This window comes from Ideonella sp. (genome assembly GCF_036277275.1).
Lineage (GTDB): Bacteria > Pseudomonadota > Gammaproteobacteria > Burkholderiales > Burkholderiaceae_C > Ideonella.
Genome location: NZ_DASUNH010000028.1, coordinates 47,992 through 67,962 on the forward strand (window position 1 = coordinate 47,992; position 19,971 = coordinate 67,962).

Genomic DNA, 19,971 nt, shown 5'->3' on the forward strand with positions numbered 1-19,971 from the left:
GCAAGCCCGCTGCCGGGCGCATGGCCTGGCGGGGCGTTGGGCGATCCTAGCGCGCCAGCACGCCGGCTGCTAAGTGGTTTGCAGCACCTTGCGCGCGGCCGTCAGCGTCTGCCTGGTCGTCCAATAGTCCGTCCAAGGGTCGTCCTTGACGAAGCTGAGGTACTCGCGCGCATTGGCGATGGTCCACTGGGCGCTGCTCTTGAGGCCGTGCAGTTGATCCCAGCTGATCGGCATCGAGACGCCCAGCCCCGGCCGGGAGCGGGCTGAGAAGGCGGCAGCGGTGGTGGCCGCATGGCCGTTGCGAAGGTAATCGACGAAGATCCTGCCGACGCGGTTCTTCGCGCCCGGCACGGCGACGAACATTTGCGGGATCGTGCGCGCCATGTGCTCGACCACGGCCTTCGAGAAGGCCTTGACCTCGGCGTAGCCCAGCCGCGGGGCCAGTGGCACCACCACGTGCAGGCCCTTGCCGCCCGATGTCTTCAGCCAGCCTTTCAGGCCCAGCGCATCGAGCATCGCGTGCATCAGTTGCGCGGCTTCCTGCACGGCCTTCCAGTTCACGCCGTCGCCCGGGTCGAGGTCGAAGACCATGCGGTCGGGCTTGTCGATCGCCTGGGTCGTCGAATTCCAGGTGTGGAACTCCACCACGTTCATCTGCGCCGCGGCGACGAGCGCCTTGGCGTTGTCTACCGCCAGCAGCGCGCCATGCGCCGGCCACAACGCCGGGTCCAACGTGCGCAGGCCGGGCATCTTGCTGTCGGGGTGCTTCTGGAAGAACAGCTCGCCGGTGATGCCGTCCGGCGCGCGCACCAGCGACACCGGCCGGTTCTTCAGGTGCGGCAGCAGCCAGTCGGCCACGCTCTCGTAGTAGCGCACCACGTCGATCTTGCGCAGGCCCGTCGAAGGGTCGATGACCCGCTCGGGGTTGGTCACGGTGATGCCGGTCGTCCGCTTCTTCGCAGCCGGTGCAGCCACGGCGTCGGGCTCGCGCGAGACCTCGGTCGCGGCCTTGTCGGTGCGCAGCCCTTTGTAGATCGAGTGGCGCACGCGGCCCTCGGGCGTCCACTCGCCGAACTGCACCTCGACCACCAACTCGGGCCGCACCCAGCGTTCGCCCCCGGCCGTGCGGCGGCCCCAGCGGCCGGGCTTCACGTCCGCAGCGTCGACCTGTGGCTTGTCGATCTCGATCTTCTGCAGTCTCGTGTGCAGGTCGCTGCCGGTGCGGTGGTCCCACCCGGTGCCCACGTTGCCGGCGTAGTGCAACACGCCGCCTTCAAAGTAGCCCAGCAGCAGGCTGCCCACCTCGCCCGGTGCATTGGCGCGGTCGTTGAAGCCGATCACGACGAACTCTTGCCGCCGCGAGCCCTTGAGCTTGAGCCAGCTGTCGGTGCGCGCCGAAACGTAGGGCGCATCCACCCGCTTGGCGACGATGCCCTCCAGCCGCATCGCGCGTGCGGCCTCCAGCATCTGCGCGGCCGGCACATCGAAATCCTGGCTGAAGCGGATGCGCTCGGGCGCTTCGGGGCCGATCAGCCCGCGCAAGGCCGCTCGGCGCGCGGCCCACGGCACGGCGCGCAGGTCCATGCCGCCGAGGTAGGGCACGTCGAACAGAAAGTAGACGATCTCGTCGTTGCGGCCGGCGTCGATGGCGTTTTGCAGTGCGTTGAATTCGGGTGCACCGTGCGCGTCGAGCACCACGATCTCGCCGTCCAGCCACGCTTCAGTGATGCCCAACTGCTCGATGGCCGTGGCGAGCGTGGGCATCTTGCGCGTCCAGTCGTGGCCGTTGCGGGTGAACAGGCGCGCCTTGCCGTCTTCGATGCGCGTCAGCAGGCGATAGCCGTCCCACTTGGGCTCCAGCGCCCAGCGGCCGGGTGGCAACGAGCTGGCGGCGGTGGCCAGTTGCGGCGACAGCGCAGTCGGCAGCTTGGCCTTGCGCGCCAATGAAAGGTCCGTCGCCACCTCTGCATGGGTCGGCCCGACAGGTGTCGATTCAAGCCCGCGCGGCTCGCGCTCTTCCACCAGGCCCAGCGGCTTCGCGATCACGCTGTCGGGCAGCGCGGCGATCACGTCGTATTCGGTGGTAGGCCGGGCCCATGCGTCGCGCTTCTTGAACAGCATCCACGGGTCTTGCTTGTCACCGGGCTTGGCGATGCGAACCAGCTCCCACCGGCCGGCGAGTTTTTCGCCGTGCAGGTCGAACACCAGCTTGCCGGCGGCCATGCCGGCGTGCGGGTCGCCCACCGGCGTCCAGGTGCCACGGTCCCACACGATCACGGTGCCGGCGCCGTATTGCTTGGGCGGGATGGTGCCTTCGAAGCTGCCGTAGGGGACGGGGTGGTCTTCCACGTGCACCGCCATGCGTTTTTCTTTCGGGTCGAAGCTTGGGCCGCGTGGCACGGCCCAGCTGAGCAGCACGCCGTCCAGCTCCAACCGGAAGTCGTAGTGCAGGCGGCTGGCCCAGTGCTTCTGGATCACGTACAGCAGCTGGCCCGAGAGTGCCGCGCTGGCCACACGCTCGGCCGGCGGCTCGGGTGTGATGTGGAACTGGCGCTTGGCGCCGTAGCGGCCCAGCGGGTCGGCCGTGGGCTTGGGGGATTTGGCGGCCGCTGTGGCGCTGCGCTTGGTGGCAGGCGTCGCAGCAGGTTTGGCTGCGCGCTTGGCGGCGGTTTTCGCGGCGCCGCCTCTGGCGGTCTTGGCAGGCGGGGAGCGTCGGGCGGCCACCGAGTCCTTCGAGCTGCCTTTGGTGGCAGGCCTGGTGGCACTCGGCATCGACGTTGACCCTTTCTACGTCTCGCTGTTCGCGGCCAGCTGCAGGCGGCGGTAGGCGCTGTAGTGGCGCAGGGCGCCTTGGCGGTCGCCGACCTGTTCGTAAAGCTTGGCCGCGTTGTGGTGCGCGTCCACAAAGTCCGGCGCCAGCTTCAGGCAAGCCTCGTACCTGGCCAGCGCCTCGCGGCGGCGGTGCAGGTCTTCCAGCGCGATGGCGGCGTTGAAGTGCAGCAGCGGCTCGTCCGGCCGTTGGCGAATGGCCTTCTCGAGCACCTCGACCGCCTCTTTGCAGCGCCCCGCCTCGCACAGCATCGCGCCCAGGTTCACGGCAGCGTACACATGGTCCGGCGCAAGCGCCAGGGCCTGGCGATAGGCTTTTTCGGCGGCGCCATCGTCTGCGCCTTCGAGCTGCTCGGCCTGGCGGTACCAGTCGTTCGCGCTGGGCTCGGGGCGGGTGGTGGCGGCCTTGGCGGCGGCAGGCTCGCGCGAAGCCTCTCGCGACAACACGGTCACGCTGCCTTGCTGGCCCGTGGCCGGCGTCACCTCGAAATCCATCAACAGTTGGCCCGTCTCGGCGCCCCATTGGGCATCGCCTTCCTTCACCGCCACCTGGTTGCCCACGGCCTTGATGCGCAGCCCGCTGAGCGGCAGCTCGGCTGGCAGCCGCTCGCGCAGCGACTTGAGCGAGCTCAGCAGCCGCTTGGGCGGGATGTTGGCGGCGCGCAGGTGAAACGCGGTGCGCAGCAGCACCACGTCTTGAAAAGAGAAGCGCAGCTCGTTGCGCGGGCCGCGCGCAGGCGTCACGAAGCCCGCATTGACCAGGCCCGTGACCACGCTGCGGCTCAGGCCGAGCATCTCTTCGATGTGGCGCAGCGTGTAGGGTGTGTCGACAACGGGTTGATCGCTCACGGGCGCTCGCTCACTTGCGTGCGCGGGTGCGGGCGGGAGCGGCGGCCACTTCTTCCAACACCTTCGGTGCGCGCTTCACCGGCTTGCGCTCTTTCAGCGCACCGGCGGGGATGGCCTCTGCCTTGGCGGGCTGCTTGTCGGCCTTGCCATTGCTGGCCTTGGCCGGCGCCGCGGCGGCCTTGCCACCCTTCTGGCCGATGCTGGCGCGCAGCGCTTCCATCAGATCGATCACCTGGCCGCTGCTCGGCTCTTCGGCGCGGGCCGAGGCCACCACCTGCTTGCCGGCGATCTTGGCGTCGATCGCAGCAAGAATCCGGCCCTTCTCTTCGTCCTTGAACGCGTGCGGGTCGTACTCGTCTTGCGAGATCTGGTCGATCAACTGCAGCGCGAGCTTCAGCTCGGCAGGCGACACATCGGCAGGCTCGATGTCCAGGTCTTTCAGCGAGCGCACCTCGTCGGCATACAGCAACTGCTGCAGCACCAGGCCGTCTTCAACCGCGCGCACCTGCACCACATACTGCTTGCCCTTGCTCGTCCAGCGGGCGAGGGCGCAACGGCCGCTCTCGCGCATGGCCGCGCCCAGCAGCGCGTAAGGCTTGCCGCCCCGCTTGTCCGGCGCCAGGAAGTAGGCGCGGTCGTAGTAAATCGGGTCCACCGACGCCTCGGGCACGAAGGCCACGATTTCGATCACGTGGCTCGCCGCCTCGTCCATCGCCTTCAACTCTTCGGGCGTGAAGAGCACGAACCGGTCTTTCTCGAACTCGTAGCCCTTGACCATCTCCGCCCGCTCGACCACCTTGCCGGTGGATTCGGAGACGTACTGCTGCTTCACCCGCGAGCCGTCCTTGGCGAGCATCTTGAAGCTCACCGCACTCGACGATTCAGTCGCCGAATACAGCTTCACCGGCACGTTGACCAGGCCAAAACTGAGGGTCAACGACGCGATGGATCGTGCTGCCATGGGACCTCCGGAGCCGGGGCGGGTTGGAAGGAATCTGCAGCATAAAGCGTTCCGGTGGGGGCGAAATGGGGGAGGGTGGCGGGGTGACAACGGCGTATTTGGCCTGTCCCTAGCAGGCAGGATGGAATTTCGGCGCAGCCATGCATGGAAGAGATTGGAAATAACGGTCATCAATGAGTACGAGGGCGATCCCATCGGTCAATAGCCGCATCAACCGACGGCAATCGCGAAGAGCGTGGCCACCTACTCTTTTCGCCAGCGCTCGATGACTTGTGCAAATACAACATCGCGCCACTGTTCCCTCCATTCTTTATGAACGTTGACACTTTGCGAATGTGGTTCAGGGACTGGTAACGGCATCTTAATTACGGCCGGCAGCAGTACGGCGTCACCGACTACCACGCACTCCCCCGGAGCCAGGTTCGGCAGAATCTCGGTGATGGCGTTCGCATTGTCGGGGAAAAGCCGTCGCACGTAGGTTTGATCGGCGTCGTTCGTCAGACGCAAGGACATGAAGTTGTTGCACTGGGCGAATATTGTCTCCGACACCTCCGACGGCCGCTGACTCACCACCATTAGGCTCAAGCCATATTTCCGTCCCTCCTTGGCAATTCGCTCGATGGACTTACGGGACGCTCGATATGCGGCATGCTCGTCCCGTGGAACGTAGTTGTGCGCTTCCTCACACACCAGCATGACCGGAATGTCATTGAGCTTGCCTTGGGCATGCTGCAGCTTGGAATAGTGGAAGCAGAAATCGAAGATGAGGCGGGCGATTAGGCTGACGGTGATGCTGAGAACCTCGAAAGGGACCCCGCTCAAGTCCACGATGGTGATGTTCGCCTTATCGAGGTAGCCAATGAACTGTTTCATCAGCGCCTCAAAGTCAGCGGTGACATGGGCATGCCCATCGGTCTTTTTCGCGGTCAGAAGGAACCGGAGGCGCTTGTCGGCGAGTTTTGCCTCCAACCGAGAAATGAATCTGTTGAACTCTCCGTTAAATGGCCCGTTAGTCGCCCTGGTCGCAACAGCTGTTGAGTTGGCAACGAAATCATGGATCTTGTCAAAGTAGATCTTCCGATCAGTCACCAAAGTCCCATCGATCAGCTTGGGTCTATCCTCTCCAGCCAGTCGTCCAATAACTTCACGATTCAGATTCTCAATAAAGTAGTGGACCTCCTTGATCGAGAAATAGACCGGAGTGTCGTAAGTGACCTCTTGAATGCCTGGATTGTGTTTCTCCTTATTTAAAACTACGGCGTATTTGAACTGGCTAACCTGATTATGCGAGTTTGCTTCGTTGCTTTCGATGAACATGCTCTCCAGCTCCTCTGAGTTCATCAACCAGTAAGGAAGCTGTAAAGAATCAATATCTAGTCGGCTCAGGGTGAAAGTTTCGTCCTTTTCCAGAGTAAATGCGGCGGTATATTCATCATGAATGTCGAAAATTACCACATGCGAGTTGTTTTGTTTGCCTTTGTTCTTATTCTTATGTTGGGCAATGTCTACGACATCCTGCAGCACGCTCGCGACAGTGCATGACTTACCTGAGCCCGTCGAGCCGACGATTGCAATATGCTTGCTGAAGAATCTGTTGCCATTGATCATGAGATCGATGGCTTTATTCATTGAGAGCTTGCCAAGTGGGAAGTTGTGATCACTGTTGGCCGAGAACATCTTGTCGAGAGTTTCTGTGTCAACAATAAACGCATGCTCTGTGGGTACCGGCAAAAGAAGGCTGCCGCGGTCGAATATCTTGTCTTCAACCAGCGTTCCAATCGCTTGGCACTCAATCTGAAAGCTCCAGATTGGCTTGCCATCTGGGCCAGTGACGTTCGTGCCCTTAATATTTCGAACTGTGGCAATCGTGAAGTCATGATTGCCTTGTGCAATTTTCAAGAAGCGCCCAACTTGAAGGCCCTCCTTATTTTTCTCAAACGCCTCAAGACTATCCACCGCAACGATGATGGCTTCTGGCGCACACGAGAGTACCGCTCCAATCTTAGTAGGCACTGTTTATCCCCAGTAGATACTTAATTTCTTCAAACTTTTCGGCGCCAAGGATTTCAAGGTTTACGTCCTTAACATCTATGGTCGATACATCCCCATCGCCGATGACAAACAAGTCATCCGCTTTTGTTTTGAGTACAAGTGTTCTGTATTCGTCCCAGCGGATCAGTCTCAAAACAAATTCCTTTCTGTCCTTTTGGACCATTGGTTCGCGAAAGAAATGGACTTCGGAAAATGTCTTGACGGGTCGTCCGTGATTTGGGACTACGTCCTTTCCAATTAGTCGCTCCGCAATTCCGTCTAATGCATCTTGCGGAACGTCCAGGGCAAAGAGCGGTGTTTGCGTGTGCGCAAGTTTGAAATGGTACTTGTCGATGAATGATTTGATGAAGATGACAATCTGAGCGTCAAACTCATCAAGAAATGTTGGAAATATGACCAAATGTCGCAGGCGAGCGTTCGCGCTTAAGTTTTCCCTAAGCTGCTTGCGTCGCGTTTCCAAGACCTTCTGTCTTGTTTTGAGCGCGAGAGTCCATTGAGATACTGCAGTGGATCGGATCCTTCGCAGCGACTCGAAGAATTCCTTTTTGGTAATTTTTCTCAGACTTGCATCATGCTTAATACTAAGGCTCGCAATTATTTGAATTGCATTTGGATAGAATAGTGTCTCGACTTCTTTCTTGTTGAAGCCGAGAGCAACCAACTGCCTACCGTTTTCATCCATCAAGTCGTCATATTTTGCTGTGACGGAAATGGTAAATACTTTTAGAAAGCCATCGATATCAACGCCGACAGTCTCCGCTATCAGGTCTTTTAAGTCCTTATTCCTCGAATTTAACGCATCATTGAGCTCTTTGGTCGATATGGCAATCGTTGGATTATTTGGGAAATGAGCGAACAGGTGGTAATGTATCTTTTCGCCTGGATTTGATTTGAAATGCTTCATCATTTGAAGCAGCGGATCATAAAGAATGCTTGGTGTATATTTGCTCTGGGTTTCGTGGTATTTGCATTGAATCGCCTTGACTCCGGAAAAGCTTGACACCTCGATATCTTCTACAATCCCTTCGATTGTAATAATCGCGTCGTCTGGTGCCTTTAGTAATTCAGATAAAGTTTGATTAAACTGGTATAGGAAGCCCTGAATTGTGTAGTCTGCTGAACGACCCATTTTGATTTTCTCAAGTTGCGGGCGGAAAGGCTAAGAAGATTTGCAGAAAATTTGGTCCATTTTGCGCGGTTGAACTGAACGTGTAATCATCATCTCCATTCGGCACCCCTCGTGAGCCCCAATCCGGGGTTTTGCTCGCGGTATCTATGATGTAAACGTGAACAGCCGCTCAAACCCGACATCGAGTCCGGCTGTCCGGGAAACTACCGAGCGGGTCGAACAGGCCATCACCTCACCGTCCAGGGTTGCGTAGGAGCACCAGGGCCACCGCACTAGGGTCAAGGGCGCTAGGGTCAGGTCTTGGTGCGGCATGGCAATGTCGCGAATGCGAGCGGGGGCGGATCCCGCCCGGGTAGCTGCTAGCCACAGGCCCGGTATCGAGCCTTGCGGCGATGGCGGTAGCGGCATCGTCGATGCGTAGGCACGAAAGAAGGCGAGGAGCAATGGTGGTGGAGAGCTGCCGTGAAGGTTGGAGTCCCGAAAAGACCGCGTTGGAGAGGGCCGATGGTTTCAAGACACCAGCAGGCCACAGCGTGGTGCGCGCGGCCGCGAAAGCGGCCAAGGCGAGCGCATCGCGACCACCCGGGATCGCAGACCGCTTCGAGCCTGTACAACGCGTGTTCGCGGTAACCATGGAGATCCTGTCATCGGCGCGTGCCAGCAGTTGGCGCGCGCAGCATCTGCCAAGCCGTTCATTCGGTGAGAAGGATGCCGGTGGTGGCAGGAAGTCGGAGGTGCTCATACGAGCGTTGACCCTGGGTAATGCCAGGCGAGCGAAGGAGCACCGGGTACGAGACAGCGATCTACAGACACATGCCCCGACACCGAGCGGACTCTGCGCATGACAACAAGCCTGGATCGCTTCACGCAGTGGGTGGCGCAGGCCACCGAGGAAGGTGTGGCGCCACGGCGCTACACCGCGCTGATGGGCATGGTGGCCGACCGTGAAGGGCTGGCCGAAAGCTTCCAGCGGCAAAGCCCACGCAAGGCGGCGGGGATCGATGGCCTGCGCAAGGCCGACTATGGGCGCGAGCTTGAGCCGCGACTGGCCGATCTGTCGGCTCGGTTGCGGCGCATGGCGTGGCGACCGCAGCCGGCCAGGCGGGTGCACATTCCCAAGGCCGGTGGCGGCATGCGCCCGCTGGGACTGCCCAGCTTCGAAGATCGTCTGGTGCAAGACCGGCTCGCCCGCGTCTTGCAGGCGATCTGGGAGCCGATGTTCAGCGACTGCTCGTTCGGGTTCCGGCCTGGGCGCAGTGCGCACCAGGCGCTGGCGCGCGTGGATCACGTCATCCGCAACGGCGGCACGCAGTGGATCGTGGAGGCCGACATCAAAGGCTTCTTCGATGCGGTCAACCATGACCATCTGATGCGTTTCGTCGAACACCGGGTGGCTGACGCCAACGTGCTGCGCCTGATCCGGCGGCTGCTGCGCGCCGGGGTGATGGATGGGGACCAGTTCCAAGCCAGCGAACAAGGCACGCCGCAAGGCGGTCTGGTCTCGCCGGTGCTGGCCAACATCTACCTGCATTACGTGCTTGATCTGTGGTTTGAGCGCCGAGTCGCCCGACAGGCCGCAGGCCGTGCGCACCTGGTGCGCTATGCCGACGACTTTGTCGCGTGCTTCGAGCGCGAGGACGATGCGCGGGCGTTCCTTGCGGAACTGCAAGCGCGGCTGGCCCAGTTCGGGCTGCAGGTCGAGCCCACGAAGACGGCGCTGCTGCGCTTTGGAAGCCTGGCGAGGGCGCATGCCCGCCGCGCAGGCGTCAAGCCAGCGAGCTTCAACTTCTTGGGTCTGACGCACTATGTGCATACCACCCGCGGCGGCCGCTTCAGCGTTGGATGCACGACGCAGAGACAACGCATCGGCAAGAAGTTGTGCGCACTGGCTGAGCGGCTCAGGCGGCTGCGGCTGGATGGCACGGCAGCGATGATTGAGCATGTACGGCAGCACGTGCGCGGGCACATTCAGTACTACGGTGTCAGCGGCAACATGCGAGCGCTGCGGCGATACGTCTATCTGGCCAGTCGGATGCTGTTCAAGTGGCTTAACCGCCGCAGCCAGCGCCGCAGCCTGACGTGGAGCCGCTATGCACGCGGCCTTGCCCGCTGGATGCCAAGCCCGCGTATCGTTCACCGGTTCGTGCCGGGACACAGCGAATGACTCGAGCCTGGGAGCCGGATGGTGTAACGCTCCAAGTCCGGTTCTGCGAGGGCGGCGCCGCGTACTGCTTCGGCGGGATCGGCGCCGCTACTCACCCAATGCAACAGGCGCGCTAGCCGCGACGAAGCTACCTCTTTGTCGCAAGCTCGTTGTCCTGCCGATAGGTACGAGCGGGCCTGGGCACGACACGCTTGGCCAGGAGGTCCAAATCCTTGCCGTGGTACAGATCCAGGCACTTCATCAGGTCAAGCCTGGTGCTCGGGCCCTGAATCGAGTTGTACTGTCGGGCAAGGTACTTCTCGATCAGCTTGTTGATCTCGCCGGCGGCGAGTTCGGGGTCGTAGTTGGTCCAGGTGGAATCCAACCCACCAGCGGTGGCGCCAGCGTCCGCTGCAGCCTTGGGCTCGCTCGCATAGGCGGCGGCCACGCAAGAACTCAGGACGAGGTCCTTGAAGTTCTGCCCATAGCTGCGCGAGGCAACCTCGGGCAGTTCCTGCCGCTTCTCTGGCGGGTTAGCACTTGCGGCGAGAGTCGACGCACAGGGCAGGGCGACGAGCATCGCGGCGACGACGGACCATGGGGTCACGGGAGTCTCCAGAAGCTTGCCTCTGTCAGCGTGGACAGTCGGCCGTCCACGTATCAGCGGCCATTCGCCCAGAGCCTTCCAGTGCGAACGCCGTGACCTTCCCGGTGCTGCGGTCTTGCGAGGCGACGATCAACGTTGCGCCGTCGTCCAGTGGCCGAACGCGAAATCGACCTGCCGAAGGATTGGCGGACAGCAGGCTGCAGTCAATTCCGGCTTGGCCGATCTTGCGGTGCAGATCCCATGGGTAGTCGGTTTCTTGCCGCAGCCCAGTTTGGAGTCCTTCGCTCCAGCGCCCCGCGAGAAAGGCCAGTGCCAGCGCAGATACGCCGATCAGGACGCAGGCCGCTCGTTTGACTTGCAGATTCACTCGATGGTCACCGGCCAGCGTAGCGCGGCTGGGTACTCAGTTCGAACAGATTGGTGATGTTCGGATGGCAGCGCTCCGCCTCCATCGCGACTAACGTCCGACGCCCGGCAGCGGGCTGCTGAGACACGCATCCAAAGCCTCCAGCGACACGCATGCCGTTGGAGGTTGGGTCTCGTAGCGCGAGGCCAAGCCGCGAAGGCAATCGGCGGATTGGCGGGCCCGTTGTACGAAGGCATCGTCAGGCAATCGACCGCCGTTGGCACGGGCTGACAGCGCCAGGCCCACGTCGTGGTGCTGCTGCACGGCCATGAGCAGGTCTCGTGGGAAGTGTTCGTTGGACAGGGCGCATGCCATGGGCGAAGACGCCGACGCGGGCGTTGCGCGTGATCTGGCCAGTTGCAGGGCAGCGCGCCAGTGGGCGTCACCGGCCAGGATGTAGGCGTGCGCCGTCGGATAGTTGGGGTAAGAGTTGGAGTAAGCCGAAAGGGCAGCTCGGTAGTTCCCCTTCAGGTAAGCCGTGTCACCTTCCCGGTTCAGTCGCTCGGCCGCTTGTCGGTCTGCCTCGGTGCGCCGCGGAGCCACTCGATCAATGGACGAGAGGATGCGCTGCGTGTCGGCCGATTCAGATGGCAGCGCTCCGCGGAAGTCTTCGGCTGAGCAGTTGGCGACGGCCAGCAGCATCGGAATGATGGCCAGGCGCCGTAGAAGGGAAGGCGGCTTCATCGGGATCGTTCGGGTTTGCCGAGCACGCTCATGGTGGCCAGGCTGCGACCGTCGGGCCCACGGTGGCTGATGAGGGCTTCGTGGACCTGGGCCCAGCGAGCGAGGTCGAGCACCGTGGCGCAGCCGTCGGAGACGTTCCCTACGTGGATGTACCGGCTGTTGTCACCGTGCTGAATCGGAAACCAGACCTGGTCGTATTGCAGACGAGGCTCGGTGTTGCGATAGAAGCGCGTCATGTCGGCCCTGTGCGGCGTGTCGGGAATCAACACTTTGTATTCGCCCGGCTCCAATGGCGTGAAGAGGCCATTCCAGACCGAGTTCATTGTCACCTGCACCACCAGCGAACCGATGGAGAGGGTGGCCATTTGTTGGTTGAGCTCTTGTCCGCCGCGGGCCACCGACAGCCAGCGTTCGACGTACTTTCCATAGGTCACCGTCACTCTGGCCAACTGCTGCGCCGGAGGCTTCGAGCCCAGATATTCGCTGGCGTTGGCCTCCGATAAGCTGAGGGCGCGCCCGCGCTGGGGGCCGTCTTCAACCCGAAACTTCACGCGTCCGAACTCGGCCTTGGCAGCGGCCACCTTGGTGTATTTGGACAGTGGAATCCGCTGCTTGGTCGAATCGTCCAGCGCTTGCAGCCATCCATCGGATGCCACCTGATTGACGTACAGGGTGGAACGTTGGCCACCGACACCGAGCGTCCCGGCCGAGTGGACGACCGCGCCTGTGGCCGGTACACGTGCATGTGCCATGAGAAAGAGGGTTGTCGAGGGTGGCGCGGTGCTCGAGGGAAGTCGCCCGCAGCGGTGCCGGGAGCGGCTGTCCACTGCCGAGGAACAGCTTGGCGCTTCGACTCTCGCACGGCGGCTGACGGCCATCCAACTGACCAAGGTCACCATCGCGACGACTGGTTGGAATGCCGACGCCAGGCAGGGCCGCGTTAAAGCAAGTGCGTAAGGGTCAAGCGCGTGAGGGTCAAGTCTCTCACTGCAACACTTGGCGCTCCGGTCAGGATGTAGCCAAGCGCGTTGGGGTCAGACCCCGCAATGCAACACCGCCAGCCCTGATTCGCGGTGTGCGCTCCGTTGCGGATCGCCTTTGGCTTCCCTCCAGCTTGCCGCAGAATCAGTCCTTGTCCATTCCGAGGTAGTTCAGCTGGAAGAACGCCCGGCTTGTAACCGGGAGGGCGCTGGTTCGAAGCCAGCCCTCGGACCCCATTGAGCCCATGCTTCACGACGAAGATCGATCAGTGCCTATTGCGCCGAAGACCGCACTTGGCTACCCAGCAGGGCAGCTTGCGCGAGCATTGGCGCACGGCAACGACAGTGAGGATGCTCAAGCACACGAGCGGGTGCGTCGGTGGACCGACGTGCTGATGGGTGTCCTCAGCGGCAACGTCATCCCTGGACAACGGCAGCCGATCGCAGGGCTTCCAGCTTGGGTCACGCTAGAAGTCGTGACCGGTGGTCTTGCAACCGGCGCCGCGTTGTCGGCAGGGCCGCTAAGCGCGCACGAGCAGCAACTGTTGGCAGAGCTTGGGCTGGCGGCGGATCCGCAACCGCGCTTGGCGTTGAGCCGCTACTTCCTCTCCGAGACAGGACTTCGCCGACTCAGCGACGCGTTGTCATCGGGCAGCTATGAAGTGGAGGTGCCGGAGGAGGGCGCACTGCTCGTCGTAGCTTGGCTTGTCGACCGTGGTCAAACTGATCCGGCCCGCGCACTGCTGGACACCCTTGCGCCTCACATGGCGCAGTTGCGCTTCTACCCGGCGTTGACCAAAGGCTCGCGCAGCTTTGGCTCGCGGGTGTATCTGGACAGCATCGGGACGGTGGCCAATCGGCTCCGGCAGCTTCCATCTAACCCACACGTTCTCGCTCAGCGCGAGTCGATCGGGGTGTGGACGCCACTCTACGACCAGTTGATTGAGCTGTTCCTGGAGACAGTGGTTGGCGACCCACCGGTGGCATCGAAGAGCGAAGCCGGTGCGTGGCAGCGCGGTGCGGCGGGGCAGTTCGTGATCCAAGGCGGCTGGCCCTGTGCGCGATACCCGACAGGTTGGCGTGATCGTGGCGCTGCGTTGATGGCCGACCTGCTTGCCGCTCGCAAACAACACCAGCTGTGCAGCAAAGCTACTCGTGTCGATGAACCTCTGGCGATGTTGATTGACAGTCTGGGGCGTGTGTTGAAGGACCCAGTCACGCTCACGGGCCGAGAGGTTGGCCGCATCCGCTTGGTCCTTGCCCGCTACGTGGCCAGTCGCGGGGTGCCAGGGTCCGCGCTGCTGCGAGCCGTTCGCGATCGTCAGCTTTCACACGCTATCGCGCCAACCCATCAGGAGATTGCTCAACATGTGAGTCAGCGGCTCGCCAAGTGCGCCCAGAACGACGGCTTGAATGACTTGGCGGAGTTGGTTGCACCGATCGTCCCTGGAGAAGCCGACGACGAGGCCCTGGCGCGAGGCGCATCTATCCCTGCAGCGATCGTGCGCAAGCTGGAGCGTTGTGTTCGCGACTCGATGGAGGGCCTGATCGAACGCGGAATGATCACGTCGGGCGAGGTGCTGGCCCAGGTGCTGCCGCAACTCACGTCGGGGCTGCGCTCTGCAGGTATTGAAGACCCGGGCTTGCGTGCGCTGTATGGGTCGATCTACCGCGCGTTTCGGCGTCGTCGCTCGTTGCTGCTGCTGGACTTGCAGAAGCAAGTTCAGATCGAGGAACTGCCTTGGGTGCAGGTGATCGAGAGCTACCGCAGCCAAGACTTACCCGCCGCCCATATCGCGCTGCAGGCGTTGGCTGAGACTGCCGTATTGGCGTTGAAGGCCTTCCCGCAAGCGATGTTGCCCAACAAGCTGATTCAAGAGTTCGTGGCGCTGGCACGCGGTGCGAACTTGTCACTTCCGCTGACCGAAGAGGTCGCCGCCGACATCTTCATGGGCCAGTTCTCTCGCAAGTTCAGCGATGCTGTGGGTGTGGCTGCAAAAGCGCTGTGCGGCTCGATCTATGCGCGCTACTACGCCATCGACTACGACCAGGCGGTTGCCGAGTTGTCGAAGACCGTCACGGCAGCGGAAGGAAACGTTCGCCGGCCGGACGCGTTGGCTCAGCTCTGCGCCGCTCGTGCAGGTGTCAGCCTTGGGACCTATCGCCCAGCCATCAACGGCCAAGTCATCGAGCAGCAACTGATCCTCACCACCCACAACCTGGCAGCGCTGACATCGCTGCCTGGGGTTCGTGAATCATTGGCGGGCCGGTGGGACGTGTTGGCCAAGCATTGCTTCGCGTGGCTCGTTGAGCATCTGCAGCTGCCTGATGCCGGGTATCACGTGGCGCTGATACGAATCAAGAATGCCGCCTACGCGTGGCGACAGATGGTGTTCTTCTTGTCGCAGGACGAAACGCGCGCTGCAGGCTTCTTGTCTTGGGCGCGTGAACATTTGATCGAGCAGCCGGGCGACTTCGTTCTGCGCTTCGAGCCTGCACTTAGTGGGCTGGAATACGCGGTCAATGGAGAGTCTGGCGCTGGGTCACCAGGGCATGCTTTCGTTGGCTGGACGAGCGGAAGACACTGGGTCATGCCGCCCAAGACCGAGGGTGCGGCATCCCATCGCGATTGAAGAAGAAGAGCGCCAGGGCACGTCTCTCACTGCAACACTTGGCGCTACGTTCATGGGTCACGCGTCCCGTGCTGCTGGCGATCGGGCTCTCCTACCCCAGAATTCACGGTGCGTATGCAATCCGATTTCGACCTCGATACCCCCGCCGGACGCAAGAGCGCGTTGCGCGCTATCGCCCAGGGAGACGCCGTTCACTACCATGAGCTACTGCGCTGCATCTTTGCGGCGGAGGTCGAGTTCCGTCGCAAACTGGCCCACGACGACCTCGGCGACGACGACTGGGATTCGACTTGGGGCGAGGACGACGACTACTTCGAGAACGTGTATTGGTGTGCTTGGCTGCTGTCCCTGGTGGGCGACCCATCGGACGTTCCGTCAATGTGGCACGCCAAGTACGAGGTTGAGTTCGATTTGCAGTGCGGTTTCGACATCGAGAACATGCTCGGAGCCGGCCCTGCGCGAACGGTCGCTTGGCTCCGCGGGCACGGCATGCAAGAGATTGCCGACTATCTGGCGCACTGGTGCGACGGAGACCGTGCCGCGGAGCTGGCACGCTGGTCAGTCGGCCGTCGTCGTTATTTCCTCGGCAGCTGAGCGGTCGCCCAATGAGCTAGGGTCAGATTTGGCAACGCAACAGGCGCGCTTGCCGCGACGAGGCTACCTTTTTGTCGCAGGCTCGTTGTCCTGCCGATAGGTACGAGCGGGCCTGGGTACAACACGCTTGGCCAGGAGGTCCAAATCCTTGCCGTGGTACAGATCCAGGCACTTCATCAGGTCAAGCCTGGTGCTCGGGCCCTGAATCGAGTTGTACTGTCGGGCCAGGTACTTCTCGATCAGCTTGTTGATCTCGCCGGCGGCGAGTTCGGGGTCGTAGTTGGTCCAGGTGGAATCCAACCCGCCCGCCGTGGCGCCAGCGTCCGCTGCAGCCTTGGGCTCGCTTGCATAGGCACTGGCCACGCAAGAACTCAGGACGAGGTCCTTGAAATTCTGCCCATAGCTGCGCGAGGCAACCTCGGGCAGTTCCTGCCGCTTCTCTGGCGGGTTAGCGCTGGCGGCGAGAGTCGACGCGCAGGGCAGGGCGACGAGCGTCGCGATGATGACGGACCATGGGGTCACGGGAGCCTCCAGAAGTTTGCCTTCGGTGTACGGTACCGCACGCCTGGTTCGTTGAAGTAGCAGTGGTCGTAACACACGGTGCCGTTCCAGAGCGTTGCATGTCCGGTTGCATCCGCCCAGCCTTCCACCTCGAACAACACCAACCCCTTCTTGCCCGACAGCTCGCCACCGCCAGTCGGCGGAAAGGATGCCACCAGATCGGGCTTGCCCCATCGCTGCTGCAGAAACTGGATCACATCGCGGACGTAGTGAAAGTACCAGCGGTGGTCGGCCCCGGACACGGTCTTGCCGGGTGTGTGCGGGATCAACACACCGGTCTTGTTGAGGACGTAGCTCAATCGCACCGCGCAGGTGTTGCCCCACTTGCCGGCTTGACCCGGCGGAAGAATGTTCGCCGCGACTTTGCCGCCGACCACGCTGGCGACCCTGGCAGCTGAGTTCACCGGGTCGTAGATTTGCATGGAAGCCGCCCAGGCGGCAGAAAACGAAGGACGGGTCGTCATGCGCAGGATGCTCCGCGTTGCTAACTTCGCGAGACTCCTACACCGAGTTCTTCGTGTGCAGTGACCAAAGTCCATGACCGTCGGCGCGTGTTGGCCCCAAGGACACATCAGCAGGCGCGCAAGGGTCAGATACCTCTCATTGCAACGCTGGATGCTGCATGCGGATCTCTACCGGAGCCTCGGCCATCACTGCATGCTTCAACGCGGACTCGTTGTTTTGCCGGTAGGTGCGGTTGAGCCGGCATGACACCGCTTGATCAGCAGATCCAGACCACTGCCGTTGGCTACTCGCTGATGGCCGGCGGGTAGCTCAGCTTCTCGACGCTCCACGAGCGTCTGTCGGTGCGTAGCCAAGTGCGAAGGCCGATCAACTCCCCTTCGGTCGTGTAGAGACGAGCGTTGACCGGCGCGGAGACGCCGGGAGACCAGTTGTACGGGCCGATGAAGACGCATGCTGGCTCGACCACGCCGAAATCGCATTCTGCGTGTTTGAACAGTGGAGTGGACACGTCCATAAACTGAAAGTTCGATCCGCCGCAGCACAGGGCACGGGCCACGCGGCGCCGCCCCATCCTCCATCGCACGTAGGCTTCAGTCACTCTCTTGAGGTCTGCCGGGTCCCAGTGTTCGGAAGAAAGCGGGTAGTCGATGGAAAGGCCGCTGCGCACGGCGGCGTAGGCCGCTTCGAACGTGCGCAGAGGCGCAATGTCTTCTACCGGGCAGACGCGTCCGCAGTCCTTGCACCATGCCGGGCGAACCGGCACCGCCAGCAGGTCTTCGTCGGCCACTTGATCCCCGATCTCGCCTGAGCCAAGGTAGTAGTCGGCGTCATGAAATTCGAAGAGAAATTTCTCTCCGCAGCCGGTGCATACGTAGTGGGCGGGAAGCACTGGGGGATTCTGTGGGCGCAAGAGCGCGGAAGGAAGACTATCCGTCAACCACGCGGGGATAGGCCAGGGCCTCCACTTTCCAGTGGCTCTTGTCCGCCGTTCGCCAGGTCAGGAGTCCGGCCAGATCGCCTTCAGAGGTGTAGACGCGAACATTGATCGGGCTGTAGATCCCTGGTGTCCGGTAGCTCCCCCCGCTGATGATGCACATCCCGTTGATGAAGCCGAACTCGCATTCGGCGTGCTTGATCAATGGCGTTGCGACGTCCATGAACTGGTAGTTCGACCCGCCGCAACACAGGGCCCGGGCCGCATGTCGACGGCCCATTCGCCAGCGGAGGTAGGCTTCGATCTCGCCTCTGACGCCGGCTGAATCCATGCGATCGGTGTGGAATGGGTATTCGATCGGAAGACCGTTTCGCACGGCGCCATAGGCCGCCTCGAAAGTCCTCAGCGGAGCGATGTCTTCGACGAGAGAAACGCTTGCGCAGTCCTTGCACCATGCCGGCCGGACCGGAACATTCAGCAGAGTGTCGTCGGCTACCTGGTCGCCAATCGGGGTTGGCCCCAGGTAGTAGACGGCTTCGCGAAACTTGAACTCAAACTTCTCGTGGCAGCTGCTGCAACAGTAGTAGTTCGGGAGCAAGCGGCGATCTCCTGACTTGGAAAGGGCGGACGGTTTTCACCCACCGGGCACCGCGGCGAAGTGCTGCACTCGAATCAGCCGATCAAGTGCCAGCGCCGCTTGAGTCCTCGGCGTGGCTACGCCGCGAGAAACTGCTCGATCAAGCGGGCGTTCTCGGCAGAGACGTTGGTCAGTTCAAGGCCGACCCGGAATCCGTGGGTGCTGCTGCGCAATCCATGCGTGACGCAGGCTTGCAGGCGAAGCGTGTGGCCATGGCCGTCGCCAGGCAGGGTGAGCACGACGTAGCACTGGGCCTTGGCGGGCAAAGCCTCGTCGACCTCGATCGCCAGGCCTCGCACGCCGATGTCGATGGTGCGGGCAGTCAACTGCTTGCCAGCCACCACCATTCCGGCCGGGACGCTCAACGGTTTGCGGATCCCTCTGCGCCGGTCCAGCGCGTCCGCGATGGCGGCCTTGATCGCTTCACGCTTGTCATCTGTCATCGGGGCACTGCTCGTCCAAGTCGATTGTTCAATCGCCGCGCGGAGGGTTTCCGCGGCCGCGACGGCCTGGTTCAAAGGGATGGGGTGTCACGTTTTCGGCAGGTTGTCGTTGAACTTGAGGAGAAGAAGCCCGCGTCAATCGCGCGGTAATGCGGTGCCGAGCAGGACGTCCGTGACCTCGTCGGAAAACAGGTAGCGCTCGTCGCCGATGAGCACGCCTGCCGCATCCTGAGGGTCGGGCCGCGCGGCAGGTATGCCGTGGGCCATCAATGCCTGGGCGCAACCTGGCCAGTCGCCGCCCTGAACGGGTTCATTGAGCGAGGCCCACGACAGGGTGCCGACGGCGTTGTCGTCGAAGCCGTGTTGTGCCTGCCAGTCCGCGCCGTGTTCGAGCAGGAACCGGGTCAGCATCGCATCGCCACGGAAGATGGCCATGTTCAGGGCGGTCGCGTCCCAGTCTCCGCCGCGAACCTCGATGGGCCAGCCCAGCTCCACCATCAGCTTCACCGCGTCGCGGCAGCCCTCGGCCGCAAGTTCGGGAAGCAACTGGCGCTGGGTGTCGTCGAGCGTTCCGATGAGGCCCGGGTGTCGCGCCTGGCACTCCCGGGCCGCGGCCTCGTCGCCGCGAGCGCAGGCGGCCATGAAAGCCTCGTCCGCCGGCAGCGGCTTGTTGCCACCGCCGGCCGCCTGCAGCAGCTGGGCGACTTCGGTCAACCCGAAGCGAAGGGCCACGATATGCGCAGGCGTGCCGTCCGGCGTGGCCACGTTCGGGTTGGCGCCGGCAGCAAGCAAGGTTGCGATGTGCGCCGGCGAGCGCCGGCGCCGTATGGCCCACATCAAGGGCGAACCCCACTCCGATGTCGGCGCACCCAACGGCCGTTCGTTGGCATCGCCGCCGTGCACCAGCAGCAACTGCAAAGCCTCGACGTCGTCGAGATCCAGCACGCGGTACATCGCGTTCGTACCAGCCACGCGCGCACCGGCCTCCAGCAGCAGCCGGGTGCAGGCCGGGCGGTCCAGCGAGTGGTAGAGCGACTCGCCATCGTTGGGGTCGGCTCCGGCGT

18 protein-coding genes and 1 tRNA gene are annotated in these 19,971 nt (G+C 62.3%); 4 read left to right on the forward strand and 15 right to left on the reverse strand.

Translation table 11 applies throughout. The annotated features are described in order from the left end of the window. Positions 1-69: 69 nt before the first annotated feature. The 5 genes from ligD to VFY73_RS06685 all read right to left on the reverse strand — a co-directional run bounded on the left by ligD (position 70) and on the right by VFY73_RS06685 (position 7,820). Positions 70-2,772, reverse strand: coding sequence for a DNA ligase D (gene ligD / locus VFY73_RS06665; protein ID WP_329717143.1), 2,703 nt, complete (start codon positions 2,770-2,772; stop codon positions 70-72). A gap of 15 nt (positions 2,773-2,787) precedes the next feature. Continuing rightward, entirely contained in the window at positions 2,788-3,678 is an 891-nt protein-coding gene (locus tag VFY73_RS06670) for a tetratricopeptide repeat protein (protein WP_329717144.1), read from the reverse strand. 10 nt (positions 3,679-3,688) lie between these two features. Next, positions 3,689-4,639, reverse strand: coding sequence for a Ku protein (locus VFY73_RS06675; protein WP_329717145.1), 951 nt, complete (start codon positions 4,637-4,639; stop codon positions 3,689-3,691). A 243-nt stretch (positions 4,640-4,882) separates the two neighbouring features. After that, positions 4,883-6,652, reverse strand: coding sequence for an ATP-binding protein (locus VFY73_RS06680; RefSeq protein WP_329717146.1), 1,770 nt, complete (start codon positions 6,650-6,652; stop codon positions 4,883-4,885). Next, the gene (locus tag VFY73_RS06685; protein WP_329717147.1) at positions 6,642-7,820 is read right to left on the reverse strand and encodes a hypothetical protein; all 1,179 of its coding nucleotides are present in this window, start codon (positions 7,818-7,820) and stop codon (positions 6,642-6,644) included. Before VFY73_RS06685 ends, VFY73_RS06680 begins: the two co-directional genes overlap by 11 nt. Positions 7,821-8,661: 841 nt before the next feature. Here VFY73_RS06685 and ltrA point away from each other — a divergent pair. Further along, positions 8,662-9,984 (forward strand): group II intron reverse transcriptase/maturase, encoded by a 1,323-nt coding sequence (gene ltrA / locus VFY73_RS06690; RefSeq protein WP_329717148.1) that lies wholly within the window; start codon positions 8,662-8,664, stop codon positions 9,982-9,984. A gap of 127 nt (positions 9,985-10,111) precedes the next feature. Here ltrA and VFY73_RS06695 read toward each other — a convergent pair whose 3' ends face one another. From VFY73_RS06695 to VFY73_RS06710, 4 genes are all read right to left on the reverse strand, one after another. Next, the gene (locus VFY73_RS06695; RefSeq protein WP_329717149.1) at positions 10,112-10,570 is read right to left on the reverse strand and encodes a T6SS amidase immunity protein Tai4 family protein; all 459 of its coding nucleotides are present in this window, start codon (positions 10,568-10,570) and stop codon (positions 10,112-10,114) included. 25 nt (positions 10,571-10,595) lie between these two features. Beyond that, entirely contained in the window at positions 10,596-10,937 is a 342-nt protein-coding gene (locus VFY73_RS06700) for a hypothetical protein (protein ID WP_329717150.1), read from the reverse strand. A 90-nt stretch (positions 10,938-11,027) separates the two neighbouring features. Continuing rightward, complete coding sequence (locus tag VFY73_RS06705; RefSeq protein ID WP_329717151.1) at positions 11,028-11,660, reverse strand: hypothetical protein; 633 nt, start codon at positions 11,658-11,660, stop codon at positions 11,028-11,030. Beyond that, positions 11,657-12,412: a hypothetical protein gene (locus VFY73_RS06710; RefSeq protein ID WP_329717152.1), complete on the reverse strand. Its 756-nt coding sequence runs from the start codon at positions 12,410-12,412 to the stop codon at positions 11,657-11,659. Before VFY73_RS06710 ends, VFY73_RS06705 begins: the two co-directional genes overlap by 4 nt. A gap of 388 nt (positions 12,413-12,800) precedes the next feature. Between VFY73_RS06710 and VFY73_RS06715 the strand changes: the two genes are divergently transcribed. The 3 genes from VFY73_RS06715 to VFY73_RS06725 all read left to right on the forward strand — a co-directional run bounded on the left by VFY73_RS06715 (position 12,801) and on the right by VFY73_RS06725 (position 15,867). Beyond that, positions 12,801-12,873, forward strand: a tRNA-Thr gene (locus VFY73_RS06715). A gap of 12 nt (positions 12,874-12,885) precedes the next feature. Then, positions 12,886-15,273 carry a hypothetical protein gene (locus VFY73_RS06720; RefSeq protein WP_329717153.1) on the forward strand — a complete coding sequence of 796 codons (2,388 nt, stop codon included), beginning with the start codon at positions 12,886-12,888 and terminating at the stop codon, positions 15,271-15,273. A 114-nt stretch (positions 15,274-15,387) separates the two neighbouring features. Further along, the gene (locus VFY73_RS06725) at positions 15,388-15,867 is read left to right on the forward strand and encodes a hypothetical protein (protein WP_329717154.1); all 480 of its coding nucleotides are present in this window, start codon (positions 15,388-15,390) and stop codon (positions 15,865-15,867) included. Positions 15,868-15,930: 63 nt separating this feature from the next. Here the strand turns inward: VFY73_RS06725 and VFY73_RS06730 are convergent, their stop codons facing one another. The 6 genes from VFY73_RS06730 to VFY73_RS06755 all read right to left on the reverse strand — a co-directional run bounded on the left by VFY73_RS06730 (position 15,931) and on the right by VFY73_RS06755 (position 19,861). Continuing rightward, a complete protein-coding gene (locus VFY73_RS06730; protein ID WP_329717155.1) occupies positions 15,931-16,389 on the reverse strand; it encodes a T6SS amidase immunity protein Tai4 family protein in 459 nt (152 codons plus the stop codon). Next, positions 16,386-16,892 carry a type VI secretion system amidase effector protein Tae4 gene (locus tag VFY73_RS06735; protein ID WP_329717156.1) on the reverse strand — a complete coding sequence of 169 codons (507 nt, stop codon included), beginning with the start codon at positions 16,890-16,892 and terminating at the stop codon, positions 16,386-16,388. Before VFY73_RS06735 ends, VFY73_RS06730 begins: the two co-directional genes overlap by 4 nt. A 284-nt stretch (positions 16,893-17,176) precedes the next feature. Further along, a complete protein-coding gene (locus tag VFY73_RS06740) occupies positions 17,177-17,782 on the reverse strand; it encodes a hypothetical protein (RefSeq protein WP_329717157.1) in 606 nt (201 codons plus the stop codon). A gap of 37 nt (positions 17,783-17,819) precedes the next feature. Beyond that, positions 17,820-18,425, reverse strand: coding sequence for a hypothetical protein (locus VFY73_RS06745; RefSeq protein ID WP_329717158.1), 606 nt, complete (start codon positions 18,423-18,425; stop codon positions 17,820-17,822). A 116-nt stretch (positions 18,426-18,541) separates the two neighbouring features. After that, positions 18,542-18,982, reverse strand: a complete 441-nt coding sequence (locus VFY73_RS06750) for a PilZ domain-containing protein (RefSeq protein WP_329717159.1) — start codon at positions 18,980-18,982, stop codon at positions 18,542-18,544. A gap of 60 nt (positions 18,983-19,042) precedes the next feature. Beyond that, positions 19,043-19,861, reverse strand: coding sequence for an ankyrin repeat domain-containing protein (locus tag VFY73_RS06755; RefSeq protein ID WP_329717160.1), 819 nt, complete (start codon positions 19,859-19,861; stop codon positions 19,043-19,045). Positions 19,862-19,971 lie beyond the last annotated feature (110 nt).